Annotated in this window: 15 protein-coding genes and 1 tRNA gene; 9 read left to right on the top strand and 7 right to left on the bottom strand. The window is 67.5% G+C overall.

Annotation, left to right across the window (positions count from 1 at the left end; translation table 11 throughout):
• Positions 1-50: 50 nt before the first annotated feature.
• The 8 genes from J8J14_RS20690 to J8J14_RS20655 are packed head-to-tail and all read left to right on the top strand — an operon-like array spanning position 51 to position 6,933.
• Positions 51-1,316, top strand: a complete 1,266-nt coding sequence (locus J8J14_RS20690; protein WP_209381454.1) for an amino acid ABC transporter substrate-binding protein — start codon at positions 51-53, stop codon at positions 1,314-1,316.
• Entirely contained in the window at positions 1,316-2,197 is an 882-nt protein-coding gene (locus J8J14_RS20685; RefSeq protein WP_209381453.1) for a branched-chain amino acid ABC transporter permease, read from the top strand. The genes J8J14_RS20690 and J8J14_RS20685 overlap by 1 nt, the downstream gene beginning before the upstream one ends.
• Positions 2,194-3,177 (top strand): branched-chain amino acid ABC transporter permease, encoded by a 984-nt coding sequence (locus tag J8J14_RS20680; RefSeq protein WP_209381452.1) that lies wholly within the window; start codon positions 2,194-2,196, stop codon positions 3,175-3,177. Before J8J14_RS20685 ends, J8J14_RS20680 begins: the two co-directional genes overlap by 4 nt.
• Positions 3,174-3,890, top strand: a complete 717-nt coding sequence (locus J8J14_RS20675) for an ABC transporter ATP-binding protein (RefSeq protein ID WP_209381451.1) — start codon at positions 3,174-3,176, stop codon at positions 3,888-3,890. Before J8J14_RS20680 ends, J8J14_RS20675 begins: the two co-directional genes overlap by 4 nt.
• The gene (locus J8J14_RS20670; RefSeq protein ID WP_209381450.1) at positions 3,880-4,611 is read left to right on the top strand and encodes an ABC transporter ATP-binding protein; all 732 of its coding nucleotides are present in this window, start codon (positions 3,880-3,882) and stop codon (positions 4,609-4,611) included. Before J8J14_RS20675 ends, J8J14_RS20670 begins: the two co-directional genes overlap by 11 nt.
• A 2-nt stretch (positions 4,612-4,613) precedes the next feature.
• The gene (locus tag J8J14_RS20665; protein WP_209381449.1) at positions 4,614-5,513 is read left to right on the top strand and encodes an NAD(P)-dependent oxidoreductase; all 900 of its coding nucleotides are present in this window, start codon (positions 4,614-4,616) and stop codon (positions 5,511-5,513) included.
• An 8-nt stretch (positions 5,514-5,521) separates the two neighbouring features.
• A complete protein-coding gene (locus J8J14_RS20660; RefSeq protein ID WP_245216026.1) occupies positions 5,522-5,893 on the top strand; it encodes a nuclear transport factor 2 family protein in 372 nt (123 codons plus the stop codon).
• Between the two features lie 2 nt (positions 5,894-5,895).
• The gene (locus tag J8J14_RS20655; protein WP_209381448.1) at positions 5,896-6,933 is read left to right on the top strand and encodes a 5-methyltetrahydropteroyltriglutamate--homocysteine methyltransferase; all 1,038 of its coding nucleotides are present in this window, start codon (positions 5,896-5,898) and stop codon (positions 6,931-6,933) included.
• 57 nt (positions 6,934-6,990) lie between these two features.
• Here J8J14_RS20655 and J8J14_RS20650 read toward each other — a convergent pair whose 3' ends face one another.
• Both J8J14_RS20650 and J8J14_RS20645 read right to left on the bottom strand, forming a co-directional pair.
• Complete coding sequence (locus tag J8J14_RS20650; protein ID WP_209381447.1) at positions 6,991-8,571, bottom strand: tetratricopeptide repeat protein; 1,581 nt, start codon at positions 8,569-8,571, stop codon at positions 6,991-6,993.
• Positions 8,572-9,012: 441 nt separating this feature from the next.
• Entirely contained in the window at positions 9,013-9,414 is a 402-nt protein-coding gene (locus J8J14_RS20645; protein ID WP_209381446.1) for a transposase, read from the bottom strand.
• 241 nt (positions 9,415-9,655) lie between these two features.
• Between J8J14_RS20645 and J8J14_RS20640 the strand changes: the two genes are divergently transcribed.
• Entirely contained in the window at positions 9,656-10,144 is a 489-nt protein-coding gene (locus tag J8J14_RS20640) for a hypothetical protein (RefSeq protein WP_209381445.1), read from the top strand.
• A gap of 102 nt (positions 10,145-10,246) precedes the next feature.
• Here the strand turns inward: J8J14_RS20640 and J8J14_RS20635 are convergent, their stop codons facing one another.
• The 5 genes from J8J14_RS20635 to J8J14_RS20615 form a co-directional block, all read right to left on the bottom strand.
• Positions 10,247-10,417, bottom strand: coding sequence for a hypothetical protein (locus J8J14_RS20635; protein ID WP_209381444.1), 171 nt, complete (start codon positions 10,415-10,417; stop codon positions 10,247-10,249).
• Between the two features lie 143 nt (positions 10,418-10,560).
• Entirely contained in the window at positions 10,561-11,586 is a 1,026-nt protein-coding gene (locus J8J14_RS20630) for a GGDEF domain-containing protein (RefSeq protein ID WP_209381443.1), read from the bottom strand.
• 144 nt (positions 11,587-11,730) lie between these two features.
• Entirely contained in the window at positions 11,731-11,958 is a 228-nt protein-coding gene (locus J8J14_RS20625) for a hypothetical protein (protein WP_209381442.1), read from the bottom strand.
• Positions 11,959-12,058: 100 nt separating this feature from the next.
• Entirely contained in the window at positions 12,059-15,742 is a 3,684-nt protein-coding gene (locus J8J14_RS20620; protein WP_209381441.1) for a beta strand repeat-containing protein, read from the bottom strand.
• 421 nt (positions 15,743-16,163) lie between these two features.
• A tRNA-Thr gene (locus tag J8J14_RS20615) sits at positions 16,164-16,238 on the bottom strand.
• Positions 16,239-16,318: the final 80 nt, after the last annotated feature.

Raw genomic sequence — 16,318 nt, 5'->3', positions numbered from 1 at the left:
AAGACAGGGGCTCCGGGCAAAGAAACCGGGCCCCAGCAGGAGGAGCTTCCATGAAGGACATCAGCAGGCGCGACCTGGGCCGACTTGCCCTGGCGGCCGCCGCGACGGTGCCGGCGACGGCACGCGCCCAGACCGCGCCTTCCGGCCCGCCGATCCGGATCGGCTATTCCATGTCGCTCTCCGGCGGCCTGGCCGGGAATGGCCGCCCGGCCCTCCTCGCCCACCGCATCTGGGCCGAGGAGGTGAACGCCAAGGGCGGGCTGCTCGGCCGCCCGGTGGAACTGGTGCATTACGACGACCAGAGCACCGGCGCGCAGGTGCCCGGCATCTACACCAAGCTGATCGACGTGGATAAGGTTGATCTCGTCATCTCCGGCTATGCCACCGCCATCATCGCCCCGGCCATGCCGGTGGTGATGCAGCGGAACATGACCTTCGTGTCGCTCTTTGGCACGGGCGTGAATGCCGACTTCAAGTATGACCGCTACTTCTCCATCAACCCAGCCGGCTCCAACGTGAAGGAGACCTTCGCCAAGGGGTTCATGGACATCGCCATGGCGATGGACCCGAAGCCCCGCAGCATCGGCCTGGTGAACCTGGACAGCGACTTCCACCAGCGCACGGCGGAGAGCGCCCGGCATCTGGCGCGCGAGAACCGGCTGCGCATCGTCTATGACCGCGCCTATCCGCCGAGCACGGTGGATTTCACGCCCATCATCCGCTCCGTCCAGGCCGCGCGGCCCGACATCGTCTTCGTTGGCTCCTACCCGCCGGACACGGCCGGGCTGCTTCGCGCGGCCAGCGAGTTACGGGTGAACTTCCAGCTCTTCGGCGGCCCCATGATCGGCCCGCACATCACCGCCCAGAAGATGCAGCTCGGTCCCATCCTGAACAACCTCGTGGTCTGGGACGTGTATGCGCCCGAGCCCACGCTGCAGTTCCCGGGCACCCAGGCGCTGATCGAGCGCTACCAGCCCCTCGCCGCCCGCGAGAACACGGATGCGCTGGGCCATTACGTGCCGCCCCTGGCCTATGCACAGATGCAGGTGCTGGAGCAGGCCGTGCGCCGCGTGGGCCGCATCGACCAGGCCGCGCTTGCCGCGGACATGCACGCCAACCAGTTTGATACGGTGATTGGCCCGCTCCGTTTCGACGCGATGGGCGAGTGGACCGAGGAGCGCAACCTCTACACCCAGTACCAGGGCGTGCAGGGCAACGGCATCGACCAGTTCAAGAAGGCCGGCACCCAGGTCATCCTGTATCCGCAGCGCTACAAGTCGGGCGAGTTCCGCAAGCCCTACACGGCGGGTGCGTGATGGATCCTGACCTCGCCCTTCTCCTGAACGGGATCGTCTCGGGCCTGCTGCTCGGCGGTCTCTACGCCGCCGCCGCGGCCGGCCTCTCCGTTTCCTTCGGGATGCTGGACGTGGTCAACATCGCCCACCCCGCCTTCATGGTGCTGGGCTCCCTGATCGTCGCCCTTCTCTGGGCGGCGACAGGGCTGGACCCGCTGCTTCTCTCCATCCTCCTCACCCCCGCCTTCTGGGCGCTGGGGGCCGCGATCTACGTCGCCTATCACCACTTCTTCGAACGCCGGGGGGACGAGGCCATCCAGGGCCTCGCCTTCTTCTTCGGCGTGATGTTCATCATCGAGGTTGGCCTCGTCCTGGCCATCGGCCCCGAGCAGCACTTCGTCGATGCCGCCTATGCCAACACCACCTGGCGTCTTGGGGAGATCGACCTGCCGCTGCGGATGCTGGTTCCCGCCCTGGTCTCCTTCGCCGCCATAGGCGGGCTGGTGCTCTTCCTGCGCCGCACCTTCACCGGCCGCGCGATCGCGGCCGTGGCGCAGGACCGGGAGGCGCTGCGCCTGCTGGCGATCGATCCCGTGCGGATCAAGCGCCTGGCCTTCGGCATCTCCATCGCCATGGCGGCGCTGGCGGGTGGCGCGCTGGTGGTGGTGCAGCCGGTGGATGCCTGGTCGGGCCATGTCTTCATCGGACGGGTCTTCGCCGTGGTGATCATGGGCGGCCTTTCCTCCCTGGGCGGCTGCGTGCTGGCGGCGCTCGCCTTCGGCGTGGTGGAGAACGTGACGGCCAGCTTCTACGGCCCCTCCTGGTCGCCCGCCGTCGCCTTCGGCTGCCTGCTCCTGGTGCTGGCGGTCCGGCCCCAGGGCTTCTTCGGGCGGACGGCATGAGCGAAACGGCCATTACCGCCATGGCAGCCCGTTCCGCCCCGCGCCGGATGAGCCACCCGGCCTTCTGGCTGGCCAGCATCGCGGCCGCGCTGGTCGCCATCATCGCCCTGCGCGCCTTCGGCAGCGAATACGCCTATTTCGCCGCCACCTTCGTGCTGCAATACGTCGTTCTCGCCACGGCCTGGAACATCCTGGGCGGCTATGCGGGCTATGTGAATTTCGGCGCGGCCGCCTTCTTCGCGGCCGGGGCCTATACCACCGTGGCCATCGGCAAGGCGCTGGGCCTCAGCCTTCTTCCCTGCATCGCCTTTGCCGCGGCGGTGGGCGGGGCGCTCGGCTTCGGAACGGGCATCCTCACCCTGCGGCTGCGCGGCGCCTATTTCGCCATCGCCACGCTGTGTCTCTCGGTGGTGCTGCAGACGCTGGTGGTGAACTGGGACTATGTGGGCGGCTCCCGCGGCGCCTATGTCATCCGCCCGCGCGAGGTGCCCTGGCCGTTCGACAGCTACAGCGGCTATCTCTGCGCCATCATGGTGGTGCTGGCGGCCGCCAGTGTCGCCATTGCCCGCAGCATCGAGACATCCCGCCTCGGCCTGGGTCTTGCCGCCCTGCGTGACGACGAGGCCGCAGCCGAGGCCGCGGGCGTGCCCACCCTGCGGCTGAAGCTGGTCGCCACCACCATCAGCGGCGCGATGATGGCGGTGGCCGGGGCGCCCCTGCCCTATCTGGGTTCCTATGTGGAGCCGAACTCCGCCTTCGGCCTGGCCTATGCCGTGAACGCCATCGCCATGCCGCTGATCGGCGGCACCGGAAGCTGGGCGGGGCCGCTGATCGGGGCCATCCTTCTCGCCTCGCTCCAACAGGCTGCCACCGTCACCATTTCCTCCGCGGCCAATCTCCTGATTGTCGGCGTGGTGCTGGTGGTCTTTGTCTGCGCCGCACCGCACGGCATCATCGGCCTGTTCCGGAGGCGCGCATGAGCACCGATATCGTGCTGCGGGCCGAGGGGGTGGGGAAACGCTTCGGCGGCTTCACCGCGCTGTCAGGCGTGGAGCTGGAGGTGCGCGCCGGGGAGCGGCTGGGCCTGATCGGGCCGAACGGCTCGGGCAAGAGCACCTTCACCAACTGCCTGGCCGGCGCCTTCCCAAGCCATGATGGCGGCTTCACCTTCAAGGGCCAGAAGCTCGCCGGGCTGACATCGCATGAGCGGGCGCGGCGCGGCCTGGCCCGCACCTTCCAGCTCCCGCGCCCGTTCAGGGGGTTGACGGTGCTGGAGAACATCCGTGTTCCCCTCGCCTATGGCGGGCGCGACAGCGCGACGGATGAGCGGGCCATGGAATGCCTGCAATCGGTCGAGCTGGCCTCCAAAGCGCATCGCATGCCGAGGGAGCTGACGCAGGTGGAGCTGCGGCGGCTTGAACTGGCCCGCGCCACCGCGCTCCGCCCCGAGCTGCTGATCGCCGACGAGGTGATGGCGGGGCTTTCCCATGCCGAGGTGGACCAGATCCTCGCCCTCCTTTTCCGCCTGAACGGAAACGGCACCACCATCATCATGATCGAGCATGTGATGCGCGCGGTGACCGAGTTCTCGCAGCGCCTGGCCGTGCTGGTGGCGGGGAAGAAGATCGCCGATGGCGACCCGCGCGCCGTCCTCTCCATGCCCGAGGTCGAGGAGGCCTATCTTGGCCGCTAGCCTTCTGATCGAGGATGTCGATGCCGCCTATGGCGCCGTGCGCGCGCTCGATGGCGTCTCGCTGAAGGTCGCGCCCGGCGAGACGGTGGCGCTGCTCGGCACCAATGGCAACGGCAAGACCACGCTGATGCGCTGCATCCTCGGCCTTCTGAAGCCGACGCGCGGCCGCATCGCCGCGACCATCGAGGGCACCACCACGGAGCTGGTGGGTCGCTCGCCCGAGGAGATCGTCGATCTCGGCATCGCCATCGTGCCGGAGGGGCGGCGGCTCTTTCCCCGCCTCTCTGTTGAGGAGAACCTTCTTCTGGGCGCCTATCGCCGCAGCGCCCGCGCGGCGATCCCGCGCAACCTCGAATTCTGCTATGATGCTTTCCCACGGCTGAAGGAGCGCCGCTCCCAGCCCGTGGGCAGCATGAGCGGTGGCGAGCAGCAGATGGTGGCGTTGGGGCGTGCCGTGATGTGCGCGCCGAAGATCCTTCTGGTGGATGAACCCTCGGTCGGCCTTGCCCCCATCCTCGTCGCCCGCACCATCGAGAAGATCGCGGAGCTGAAGGAAAAGCTCGGCCTCACCGTGCTGATGGCGGAGCAGAACTTCCACCAGGCCATCCGCATCGCCGACCGCGGCTATGTGCTGGTGCATGGCCGCGTGGAGTTCCAGGGGGACAGCCCGGCCGCGCTGGGCGACAGCGATCTCGTCCGCAAATTCTACCTGGGGCTTTGATCATGGGCGTGCTGCAGGGCTGGAAGCTTGGCTGGATCGGGGTGGGCCGGATGGGCACGCCGCTCTGCCGGCGCCTGCTGGATGCCGGCGCAACCCTTTCCGTCACGGATATCGACCCCGCCCGCATCGCCCATCTCGCCGCGGAGGGCGCCCACCCCCATGCCACGGGCGCGGCCCTGGCGGAGGAGGCGGATATCCTTTTCTCCATGGTGCCGAACGACGCCGCGCTGCTGGCCATCGTCATCGGTCCCGGCGGCGTGGCCGAGACGCTCCGGCCCGGTCAGGTCTTCATCGATCTCAGCACCGTCTCTCCCGCCACCTCCGCGCGCGTGGCCGAGGCCATGGCGGAGCGCGGGGCGGACTACCTGCGCTGCCCGGTATCGGGCAGCACTGCCAGCGCGGCGGCGGGGGCGCTCACCATCTTCGCCTCGGGCCCCGCGGCCGTGCTGGACCGGTGCGAGCCCGTGCTCGGCGTGCTTGGCAAGGAAACGCTGCGCTGCGGCGAGGCCGAGGAGGCGCGCGCAGTGAAGCTGATGGTCAACATGGTCGTCGCCCTCACCCCCGCGGTCATCGGCGAGGCCCTGGCCTTCGGTGGCCGGCTCGGCCTGGAATGGGATTCGATGATCGATGCGCTGTCCCGCAGCGTCGTCGCCTCCCCGCTGCTCGCCTACAAGGCCGAGATGCTGAAGGCACGGGACTGGACGCCCGCCGCCGATGTCGATCTCGTCGCCAAGGACATGGACCTGGCCCTGGCCGTCGGGCAGCGGGAAGGCGTGCCCATGCCCCTTTCCGCCCTGGCCCGGCAATTCGCCGCGGCCTACCAGGCCTCCGGCGAGGGTGGGCTGGACTTCTTCCGCGTCGCCACCTGGCCCGAGCGGCTGCTCGCGCCCAATCCCCGCTGAGGCACCCGATGCAGGACGAGATCCGCGCGCTGGAGGCACGCCGCTACGCCGCCATGCGGGATGGCGACACGGAGGCGCTGGCGGCGCTTCTATCGGACCGGCTGGTCTATGCCCATTCCAACGCGACGACCGACAGCAAGGAGAGCTACCTCGCCACGCTGCGCGACGGCAGCCTGCGCTATCTGGAGGTGCATTTCGAAACCGAGGCCGTGCTCGAGGCCGGCCCCGGAGCCGCTGCCGCGCTGGGCCGCATGAGCGCGCGCATCCACCGCTACGGCGCGGAGCGGGAGATCGCCTCCCTCACCCTTGCCCTCTGGACGAAGGAGGGTGACCAGTGGCGCCTCCTCGCCTATCAGCCCACCTCGCTTCCCAAGGCCTGAGCATGACCAACACCCTTCTCCCCACCACCGTCGTCGGCAGCTATCCGCAGCCGGACTGGCTGGTGGACCGCAACGTGCTCGCCCAGAACCTCGTGCCGCGGGTGCGGATGAAGCAGATGTGGCGCGTGGCCGAGGATGCGCTGGAGGGCGCGCAGGACGACGCGACGCTCGTCGCCATCCGTGACATGGAGCGCGCCGGGATCGACATCGTCACCGATGGCGAGATCCGGCGGGAGAGCTATTCCAACCGCTTCGCCCTGGCGCTGGATGGCGTGGATGTGGACAACCCCGCCCGCACCATGGGCCGTGCCGGCAAGGAGACGCTGGTGCCGCGCGTGATCGGCCGCATCCGCCGCAACCGCCCGGTGGAGGTGCGCGACGTGGAGTTCCTTGTCGCCAACACCGACCGGCGCACGAAGATCACCCTGCCCGGCCCCTTCACCCTGTCCCAGCAGGCTTCCGATGAGTTCTACAAGGACGAGGAAGCCATGGCGATGGACTACGCCGCCGCCGTCAACGAGGAAGCCAGGGACCTGAAGAAGGCCGGCGTGGACATCATCCAGTTCGACGAGCCCTGGATGCAGGCCCGCCCGGAAGCCGCCGCCCGCTTCGGCGTGAAGGCGCTGAATCGCGCGCTGGAAGGGCTGGACGGCGACACGGTCGTGCATCTCTGCTTCGGCTATGCCGCCGTGGTGAAGGAGAAGCCCTCCGGCTACTCCTTCCTCCCCCAGCTCGCGGACTGCAACGCCGCGCAGATCTCCATCGAGGCCGCGCAGCCAAAGCTGGATCTCTCGGTGCTCGATTCCCTTCCGGGCAAGACGATCATGCTCGGCGTGATCGATCTCGGCACGGAACAGGTCGAGACGCCGGAAATAGTAGCGGAGCGCATCCGCGCCGGGCTGAAGCGACTGCCGGCCGAGCGCCTGGTCATCGCGCCGGATTGCGGCATGAAGTATCTGCCGCGCCCCCGCGCCTTCGCCAAGCTGCGCGCGATGGCCGAGGGAGCCGCCATCGTGCGGCGGGAACTACAGGGTCCGTAATGGTCCCTGCTTCGGCTGAGGCGTAATCCCTCTACCCTTGTAAAGTTATTGGAGAGTTCAGACGCCGAGATGCACAACCCGGCGCTTATCGCCGGGATTGCCATAGACGAGCGTTCCGAAGAGCCGCATCGCCGCAGGTAAGCCGACTCTCGCCTCCAAGGCCCTGTAGAGACTGTTCACCGTGTCCTCGACACCACCCGCACCGAAATTATGTGTATCCCGCCCACCATAGCCGATGGATGGCCCGATCATGTCGCGCAGAAAGCCAAGTCTAACGAGATGTGGCGTATTCGAGAATCCGGGTGTTCGGTAGATGCCGTCTTTCCGCTCCGGCGCAGACTGGATCAGGATCGTGTCGTAGCCCTTAACCACATTCGCGCGTCTGGCCAGCCGCAGGTACTGCATATCCGGCCGCTCCGCGAAGAGCCCACGGATCTGCTCGAGCGAGGGGCAGTTGGTCAGAAACTCGTGGTCATGTTCGACGATCATGACCAGATCCGCCTCGGCTCGCGCCATGGCATCGAGCCATTGACGCCGGAGCCCAAAGCCCTCGTTCACTACCAGCCGCAGTCCCTCCTGCGCGCAAAAGTTCTCGAGCGCAAGACGATAGGTCTCGTTTAGTTCCGTTGGCCTGTGATCATAAAAAACGGTGATGGGGATATCTGAACCCAGCTTAAGTGACGCGCGCAGCGATGTGAGCGTCAGCTCAATCAGGCCGAGTCCGGGTGCCGCGAGGTGCGGATTCTCCCGAAGCTTCTCGGCGCGATGAAGATGAGTAAAAACCGCGACTTCGACACTCGGCAGTGCGGCTGTGCGATCCGGTGTGGACCAGCATTCTGTCGCGTAGGTCGCTAGGCGCCTCAGCTCCTCAGGAATCTCCTTCAGAGTAAGGGCTTCCGAAAGCAGTGTCACCGCATCAAGCCGCCGGCCACCGTCGAGGGCGACTGAAGCAAGGCCGAGAAGCGGGCGCACCTGCCCGGCATTTGCATGGTGGGCCGAGCGGTAGCAGAGTTCCGCCCGGTCCGATGCATTTTCAATCAGATAGGCATCACCAAGCAAGCACCACGCCTCCATCAGGGACGAATCCGGCGGCATCGACCGAAGCAGGGCAAAAAACGGATCGGCGCAGGCCGGAAGCTCATTCCGGCGACGGAGTGCGATAAGCAATCTGAGTTGGGCCATACGGGCCTTGATGTCGCCAGGCTCTGCTTCAGCGGCACGTCGCCAAATCCTGATCCGTTCGTCATCCGAGAAGAACGTTTTGGCATGTGCGCCCATGACGGCGAACGTGACTGGAATCTCCCCGTATCGCTTGGAAAGCTCGGAGAGGAATTCCCGCGCCTTCGGCCAGCGCGAACGCCGCGCCAGGACGTGGTGGAAATACTGCTTCCAAAATACGGGATAGCCGTCGGAGGCGAGTAGGTCGCCGAACTCTTCCGCCGCCTGATGGAACGCGGCGGTACCCGCCTCCTCCAATCCTTCGTGGCAGAGGCGGAGCGCCTCTGCCACCTTGGCCCTGGCTCTCTCAAGCCGGGCTTCTCCGGCATGGGCCGCCTCTCTCAAGGAAAGATCAGGTTGTTCCATCAACTCTTCCTCGCGTCGCTTATCTTCCAATATGGCAGGGCAAAGTGTCGCCATCCCAATTCCAGCAAAAACGACCCTCATTAAAATTCCGCCGGCTCGTCAAACCACCGCCAATGTTCAGACAGACGCGATGCAACCCTAATTCAGTGTTGTAGGGACCGTGATGCCGGCCATGCCCCTGGACCTGAGAGACCGGTTACGTCTCGACTTCTATCCGCAAGGCCGACCGAATGTGAAGGTGGCCCGGGTGAATTTCCTCGCACGTCGCCTGTCCAGGGACTTGTCCTATCACGCTGTCTCGCCATCCAGTACTCCGGAGAGGATGATGTCCGTGAGAATTGGAATTCTCGGCCGGGGATGGCCTCCACGCCGCGTTATGTCGCCTTGCGGGTGTTTGAAGCGGAGGGACAGGTCCGGATTACCGGCGGCCATGCTTCGTCCCCGTTCCGGCGGAAAGGCTTCGCTGCGCGATGGAACGTGCCGCTCTTGGCTATGCTACCCGGGCTCCTCCCCGTGCCGGGGCTGCACCTCATCCTCGTGCTCACGCTGCCTTGGCCTGTCCTTCAGCCAGAGGCGAAGGCCTTCGGCGTCATAGGCCTTGTCAGCGAGAAGACGTCGGGAGCGTGCCACGGCCTGGAGCAGCGGCAGAGCCATGGCGATGTCGGCGACGTACCGGGCGTCAGCGAAGGCGAGCGGTCGGCCACGATCATCAGTTAGGCAATGGAGTTTCGAGGGGCGACCGCCACGCGAGCGGAGCGCATTGATGTTGCGGGCACGCGCCGCAGTGCCGTGCAGGCGGCGCATCGCCAGGAACTGCAGAGCCCGGATGGCGCCCCGCCCGAAATCACGGGGGAGACTAGCTCCAGCGGCGAGGCCGATGCGATGGGCCTCGAGCACGGCCCGCATCGCGCCATAACCGCCGAGATGCTCAATGTCATCGCGGACGGCCGCTTGTCGCTACATGCGGGCCGCACAGCCCCGCCGGCGCAGCGCCTAATCGAGGCCATTCTGGCCGACCAGCCTACCCCGCTTGCCTGCATTTCATCCGGGAAAGCCCGTCCCTTCGGCCGGAGGGCCGCGGACTGGCCAGCCTTGTCCAAGCGCTCTGAGATCACGAACTTCGGCCCAGGAGCCCTACATGCAAAGACCACGCCCGTTGCCGCACCCACCGGAAGGGACTGTCCGCCCCGCTCACGCCTTCCTGCCAGCAGCCCGTCGGACCAGGAGACGCAAAGGCGCGCGGAGCATCCTTGGCATCCTTGCCCTGGCGCTGCTCATCACCGCCGGCGGCTTTCTCGCCACCGAATTTCTTCTGAGCGGGCGCCTTGTCGATCCGATGGACCGGTGCGCGGAGGCCGTTCCTTCCGCAAGCCAGGCCTTCGCGGCGGGCCCCATGGCCAGGAACGGGCTCCAGGTCACGGAACTGAACGCTCCCACGCGCGTCGAGACACCGGAGGGCGCGTTGCCCGGCCTGATCCTCTGCCGCGCCGATGCCGTGTTCAGCTCAGGCGCGCGGGACACGATGTGGTACGCCCTGGTTCCCGCCACAGGCGGCCGCGAAAACGAGTTCATGATCCATGCGGCGCCAGGGGAGATGGGACGAAGGAGCATCCTCGCCCTTCGCTGACCGCAGCACGCCCCATTGCCCGGATGGCTGGCGCCATCCGGGCAACGGATCGGACATGGCGAGGGCACCGGCGGCGCCGGAGCCCTCGCGTTCAGGCCTGGCTCAGGGCCGGACGACGACCGTGGAACCCGGGGCCGGCGTCGACATCATCGGCGCCGGGGTGACGACGGTCGCGGCCACGGGCGGCGGCGGGTTCGACGGGGCGGTGTTCACGGTGCAGGCAGCGAGACCCAGGGACGCCACCAGCGCGGCGAGGACGGGAAGCGTGCGCATTTTAACCTCCGTTATGAAGTTCAACGGCCCTGTAACTTCGAAAACGCTTCATCGTAACACGCAACAGCCGTTGACAGCTTCGTGACGTTCCTGAAAACGCGAGCGCCCGGCGGCCCGGTCCGATTGCGGTCGCATCGGCGGTTTCAGGGCACGTCGCGAAGCGGAACCGGCATGGCATCCCAGCGCATGACGCGGTTCCGGCCCGCCAGCTGTGCACCGCGCGTCAGCCCGTCCATGATGGCCAGCGCCTCTCCGACATCGGCGGGCGGCGTGTCGAACTGCGCGGCACCCAGGGAGGCCGTAAGTAGCCAGCCACGCCCGGCCATGCCGGCTTCCACCGCCGCCCGCATGCGCTCGGCGACCTTCGCCAGGTCCACCTCCCCGCCGCCACCGAGCAGGGCCGCAAACTTGTCACTGCCGAGGCGGGCCAGGAGATCGGAGGAGCGCAGCGTTGCCCGCAGGAGGCGCGCCACCTCGCGCAGCGCCTCGTCCGCCACCTCATGCCCGAAACGGTCGTTGAACGCCTTGAACCCGTCCAGGTCGAACTTGATCAGGGAGAAGGAGGTTCCGTAGCGCCGCTGAACCGCAATGGCCTGGGTGACCGCCTCCAGCAGGGCGGCGCGGTTCACCAGGCCGGTGAGCGGGTCGATCCGCGCCGCCTCCCGCATCTGCTTCCGCGCCAGATGAAGGTCCAGCGCGGTCATTGCGGTGCCGGCCAGATCGCGCAGCGCTTCCGCCAGGGCGGGCGACGCATCGCGGGGATGGTGGTCGAGCACGCAAAGCGTGCCAAGCGCGCCGCCACCCGGCACCGCCAGCGGAATGCCGGCATAGAAGCGAAGCCCCGGCTCTTCCGCCACCAGCGCATGCCCCGCGAAGCGTGCGTCCCGCGCCGCATCGGGCACCACCATCACCTCGCCCGGCGCGAGAATGGCCTGGGCACAGAAAAAGCCTGCCCGCGGCACCTCCGCCCGGGCGATCCCATGGCGAGACTTGAACCAGACTCGCTCCGCATCAACGAGCCCGACCAGCGCCACGGGGCACTGCGCCACCCGCGCGGCCAGGCGCGAGACATGGTCGAAGGCCGGCTCCTGCCCCGTGTCGAGGATCTCGCAGGAGCGGAGAAAAGCGAGACGCTCCGCCTCGTTCTGGGGGTCTGGATCGACGGTCATCTTGTCCTGGCAGCGGGAAGGTCATGCTCCGGGCCGCCGCACCGCGTGCCAAACTCGGATCACCAACCGCTTCGGCAACGTTAACACGCCCCGCCCGACCGCGTCATTCATCCGTGGGCCAACGCGCCGGGCCGGTGCCTTACCTCAAAGCAGGGATTTCGGGATTGCTGGCCAGATGGGCTCCAGCAGATGAAGGCGTCCATCGCCGTGCAGGCCGGAATCCTGTGCGTCACCGCCATCGCTGCCGGTCAGCCGTACCGAAGCCCGGGCATTGCGGGAGAGCTCTCCCGCGCCATCGCCGGCCAGCCAGCGGGCGCACCAGGTCTGCCACAGGGCCGTGCCCATGCCGCGACCGTTCCGCAGATCCTCCATCGCACCGTCTCCGCCTCTCGCGGGCCCCTCGGGCCCATTGGCTTCCCTCGGCGCATCCCGGGGGCAGGTCGGCACCGGCCCGCCCCCAGGTGGTCGCGCCCTACCCGCTGAAACCCCAGATCTCATCCGCCTGGCCCGCGAAGCCGCTTCCAGTCGCGAGCGACGTCCCGTTCGGATGGAAGCCCTGGGTAAAGTTTTCCGATGTCAGCAGCGCGGGCGTGACGCCGACCAGCCGCAGGACGGAGACATATCCAGCCTCCCCGCCGCTGCCATCGGCATCCACCTGCAGGAAGCTGTCGCTACCCGAGGCGCGGAGGCGCAAATGGCCGGTCGCGAACGGATTGCTGCCCGACACATAGCCCGTGAGGCGCGCCAGCACCCCGCTGAGATCCAGCTGGTCGTCCGTGGTGCCCGTCTCGAAATCCGTGATCGTGTCAACGGCCACCGCCTCGCTCCAGTTCAGGGCGAGCTTGTAGGTATCCGCCCCCGCGCCACCGATCAGCCGGTCCGCTCCGGCTCCGTAGGAGACGTTCAGGAACAGGTCCTGCCCATCCCCTCCCTCCAGGCGGTTCGTGCCCTGGTAGTCGGAAAGCGTGTCGTTGCCGGTGCCGCCGAGCAGCCGGTCATTGCCTGCATCGCCATGAAGAAGATCGTCGCCGGCGCCGCCATCCAGGACGTCACCCTCCTGGCCGCCATAGAGCGTGTCATGCCCCTGGTCGCCGATCAGCGTGTCGTTGTTGTAGCCGCCGGCGAGATAGTCATTGCCCTCGCCGCCCAGCAGGCTGTCCAGGCCGATCCCGCCTTCCAGCGTATCCGCACCGCCCATGCCCTTCAGCAGGTCGTTGTTGACGGTGCCGCGGAGGGTCTCGCTGTTCCACTCCAGGCCCGTGAGGGTGATGCCCGTCACCGCCGTGGGGTTCCAGCCGTCCCAGATATTGTCGGCGACGATGTCGGCCGCCGTCACGCCCTGCAACTGCAGCACGGTCACCCAGCCGCGCGATCCCGCCGCGCCATCCGAGTCCACCTGCACCAGCGTGTCCGCGCCGTTCTGCAGGAGGCGGAAATAGCCGGAGGTGAAAGGATTGGTGCCGATGGGCAGGCCGAGATGGCTGTAGCTGTAGCTCAGGTTGAGGATGTCCCCCCCGGCCCCGGCCTGGAAATCCGTGACGAGATCCGCCTTGAAGGTGGTGGCGTTCCACCAATCCACCTCGAAGGTGTCGCGCCCCTCCCCACCGGTCACGGTGTCCATGCCATTCCCGTAGGACAGGTCGCGGAAGATATCCGCGCCGTGGCCACCGATGAGGGTGTTGTTCCCCTCATAGTCCGAGAACACGTCGTTGCCGTCGCCACCATCCAGCAGCTCCGCGCCGCCGCCGCCGGTCAGCGTGTCATCGCCGATCCCGCCGCGCAGCGTGGCGTTGGAGCCTGCGTAGGAACTGGAATAGAGATAGTCGTTGCCCTCGTCGCCATTCAGCAGGCTGGCGCCGGTTCCGCCATACAGGCTGTCATTGCCCAGGCCGCCGGTCAGCTGGTTGCTGCCATGGCCGCCATCGAGATAGTCGTCACCCTCGCCGCCATTCAGCGTGTCGTTGCCGTCGCGCCCGTACAGGGTGTCGTCACCGGTGCCGCCATTGCGGGTATCCGCCCCCGTGCCGCCGTTCCAGGTCACGCCCAGCGCGATGGCCGCCGCGCCACCGGCGGTGTTGTGATAGGGCGCGGAGAAGTTGAAGGCACCCAGCGCGCTCGCCGTGACATTCTGCAGCACCAGCACCGTCATCCAACCATCCGCGGCGCCGCTGCCGTCGCGGTCCACCTGCAGCAGCGTGTCCGCGCCGCTCTGCACCAGCCGCAGGTGCCGCGCGAAGGGATTGGTGCCGGCGGCCCAGTTCTCCAGGTCGTAGAGGATATTCGTCAGGTCCAGCACGTCACCGCCACGGCCCAGCTGAAAATCCGTGACGACGCCCGCGCGCACCCGCCCATCCAGGTCGGGGCGGATGACATAGGTGTCGCGCCCCGCGCCGCCGGTGATCGTGTCAACGCCGTCACCCGCGGAAACCGTGATCACGTCGTCGCCGCCGCCCGCATCGATCCGGTTGGCGCCGTAGTAGTCGGCGATGTTGTCGCCCCCATCACCGCCGAGCAGAACGTCGTTGCCCGCGCCGCCGTTCAGCGTGTCGGCGCCGGTGCCACCTTCCAGCCGGTCCGCGCCGTCGCCGCCGTCGAGGTAGTCATCGCCTCCCTCGCCCTGCACACGGTCATCGCCATGGCCGCCATAGACGCTGTCCTCTCCCTCTCCGCCGCGGAGAAGGTCCATGCCATGGCCACCGCTGAGGTAGTCATCCCCGCCGCCGCCAAGGAGCGTATCGGCGTTCACGCCGCCATTGAGGGAATCGCCGAAGTCGCCGCCGGTAAGGCCCGTGCCCCTGGTCGCATGCGGATTCCAGCCGTCGGCGATGTTCACCGCCGTGATGCCGGTGGCGGTGACGTTCTTCAGGATGAGAACCGTGACCCAGCCGCTGCCGGTGCCGCTCCCATCCTTGTCCACTTGCAGCCAGGTATCCGCGCCGCTCTGGAACAGGCGCATGTAGCCGTTGGCGAAGGGGTTCTCCGTGTAGGACCACTGGGCCAGGGCGCCATAGAGCGGGCTGATGTCGAGCAGGTCACCCCGCGCGCCCGTGCGGAAGTCGCCGATCGTGTCCGCGCGCACCGTGCCGCTGAGGCTGGCCTGCACCGAGAAGGTGTCGCGCCCGCTGCCGCCGAGCACGGTTTCGGCATATTCGCCGTGGGAAACAGCGATGAAATCGTTGCCGGCTCCGCCATCGATCACATTGGTGCCGGAGCTGTCGGAGATGCGATCATTGCCGTCGCCGCCCAGCAGCGTGTCGTTGCCGTCACCGCCGTAGAGCGTATCGCTTCCCGCGCCGCCCTCGATCAGGTCCGCGTCCGCGCCGCCGTCGAAATAGTCGTCCCCGTCATCGCCGTAGAGCGTGTCCGCGGCCAGGCCGCCATAGATATCGTCGTCGCCATCGCCGCCGCGGACCGTATCCTGCCCATAGCCGGCCTGGATGTAGTCCTCGCCGCCGCCGCCGGAGATGGTGTCGTTGTCGTGGCTGCCCGTCAGCGTGTCGGCGCCATCCCCACCCGTGACGGAACGGCCCTGGGTGCCTTGCGGGTTCCAGCCATCCGCGATGTTGTCCGCCGTGAAGGCGGTGGCGGTGGTGTTGCTCAGGACCAGCAGTGTCTGCCAGCCGGCCGCGCCGGCCGTGCCGTCGTGATCCATCTGGAGCAGCGTGTTCGCCCCGCTCTGGACCAGGCGCAGGAAGCCGCCGGCGAAGGGATTGCTGCTGTAGGTCCAGCCCGTGGCGTAGCTCAGCGCATAGCTCAGATCGAGCTGGTCCCCGCCGGCGCCGGTCTGGAAATCCGTGATCGTGTCGGCTGTCACGGCCTGGCGCGGATTGGCCTGAACCTTGAACAGGTCGCGGCCGGTTCCGCCCATGATCTGGTCCGCGAAACCGCCGCGCGAGGTGACAATGATGTCGTCGCCCCCGCCACCCTCGATCCTGTTCGCGCCGGACACGTCGGTGATCGTGTCGTTCCCCTCGCCACCGCGGAGCGTGTCATTGCCCTCGCCGCCATCGAGGCTGTCATGGCCCTGGCCACCATCGAGAAGATCCGCGCCGCCGAGGCCGGTCAGGGTGTCGTTGCCGGCAAGACCCGAGATGGTGTCCGCATCCTGGGTTCCGGCAACTGTGTCATTGCCCGCCGTGCCGTTCCTGAGCGCCATTCCGGATCCCTTGTCCCGTTCCTTGCGGGGACCGACGGGGAGCGGATCCGACCGGACACACGCTTCCCCGCGGCGAGGTCCGAATTCCACAAAGAGGGCGGTGGCGGCCCCATTCGTTTGGATGGGCCGCCCGGGAAAGAGTATCGGTCGCTGCTGGCGCCGCACGGGCACACGGTTCCACCCGGGAATGCCGATCTATCGCCAAGCAGCTGTTGTTTAAGAATTTTTCAGGCGGCTCGTGGAAGCAGACCGGCTATATGCCCGATGCGCCCTGCGACGACGCGCCGAGCGCTCAAGGCCTTGTGAAGAGCGAACGGAAGCCCGGCCTAGGGCCACCCGGGCGCAGGCGCTTCGCAATGGCCACACCGATGCGACTGCTCGCAGGGGCTCCGCGCGCGACGAAATCTGAGCGAAGGAAAGATGGTGCCGGGTGCGAGAATCGAACTCGCGACCTATCGATTACGAATCGATTGCACTACCGCTGTGCTAACCCGGCCCATGCAGGGCGCGCTGGCCTGGGCCAGCGCGCTGCGGTGGGGCGCCTTCTAGCGGCACATTGACCGCCGGGCAACCTCG

This window comes from Pararoseomonas baculiformis (assembly GCF_017813395.1).
In the GTDB taxonomy this organism is placed as follows: domain Bacteria; phylum Pseudomonadota; class Alphaproteobacteria; order Acetobacterales; family Acetobacteraceae; genus Roseomonas; species Roseomonas baculiformis.
The sequence above is the reverse complement of the archived record's forward strand: the minus strand, read 5'-3'. Positions and strand labels throughout refer to the sequence as shown.

What these genes read in the sequence shown, in the direction of transcription:
- J8J14_RS20690 (WP_209381454.1), top strand. Translation starts at nt 51, where the DNA reads ATGAAGGACATCAGCAGGCGCGACCTGGGCCGACTTGCCCTGGCGGCC.
- J8J14_RS20685 (WP_209381453.1), top strand. Translation starts at nt 1,316, where the DNA reads ATGGATCCTGACCTCGCCCTTCTCCTGAACGGGATCGTCTCGGGCCTG.
- J8J14_RS20680 (WP_209381452.1), top strand. Translation starts at nt 2,194, where the DNA reads ATGAGCGAAACGGCCATTACCGCCATGGCAGCCCGTTCCGCCCCGCGC.
- J8J14_RS20675 (WP_209381451.1), top strand. Translation starts at nt 3,174, where the DNA reads ATGAGCACCGATATCGTGCTGCGGGCCGAGGGGGTGGGGAAACGCTTC.
- J8J14_RS20665 (WP_209381449.1), top strand. Translation starts at nt 4,614, where the DNA reads ATGGGCGTGCTGCAGGGCTGGAAGCTTGGCTGGATCGGGGTGGGCCGG.
- J8J14_RS20660 (WP_245216026.1), top strand. Translation starts at nt 5,522, where the DNA reads ATGCAGGACGAGATCCGCGCGCTGGAGGCACGCCGCTACGCCGCCATG.
- J8J14_RS20655 (WP_209381448.1), top strand. Translation starts at nt 5,896, where the DNA reads ATGACCAACACCCTTCTCCCCACCACCGTCGTCGGCAGCTATCCGCAG.
- J8J14_RS20650 (WP_209381447.1), bottom strand. Translation starts at nt 8,571, where the DNA reads ATGGCGACACTTTGCCCTGCCATATTGGAAGATAAGCGACGCGAGGAA.
- J8J14_RS20640 (WP_209381445.1), top strand. Translation starts at nt 9,656, where the DNA reads ATGCAAAGACCACGCCCGTTGCCGCACCCACCGGAAGGGACTGTCCGC.
- J8J14_RS20635 (WP_209381444.1), bottom strand. Translation starts at nt 10,417, where the DNA reads ATGCGCACGCTTCCCGTCCTCGCCGCGCTGGTGGCGTCCCTGGGTCTC.
- J8J14_RS20630 (WP_209381443.1), bottom strand. Translation starts at nt 11,586, where the DNA reads ATGACCGTCGATCCAGACCCCCAGAACGAGGCGGAGCGTCTCGCTTTT.
- J8J14_RS20625 (WP_209381442.1), bottom strand. Translation starts at nt 11,958, where the DNA reads ATGGAGGATCTGCGGAACGGTCGCGGCATGGGCACGGCCCTGTGGCAG.
- J8J14_RS20620 (WP_209381441.1), bottom strand. Translation starts at nt 15,742, where the DNA reads ATGGCGCTCAGGAACGGCACGGCGGGCAATGACACAGTTGCCGGAACC.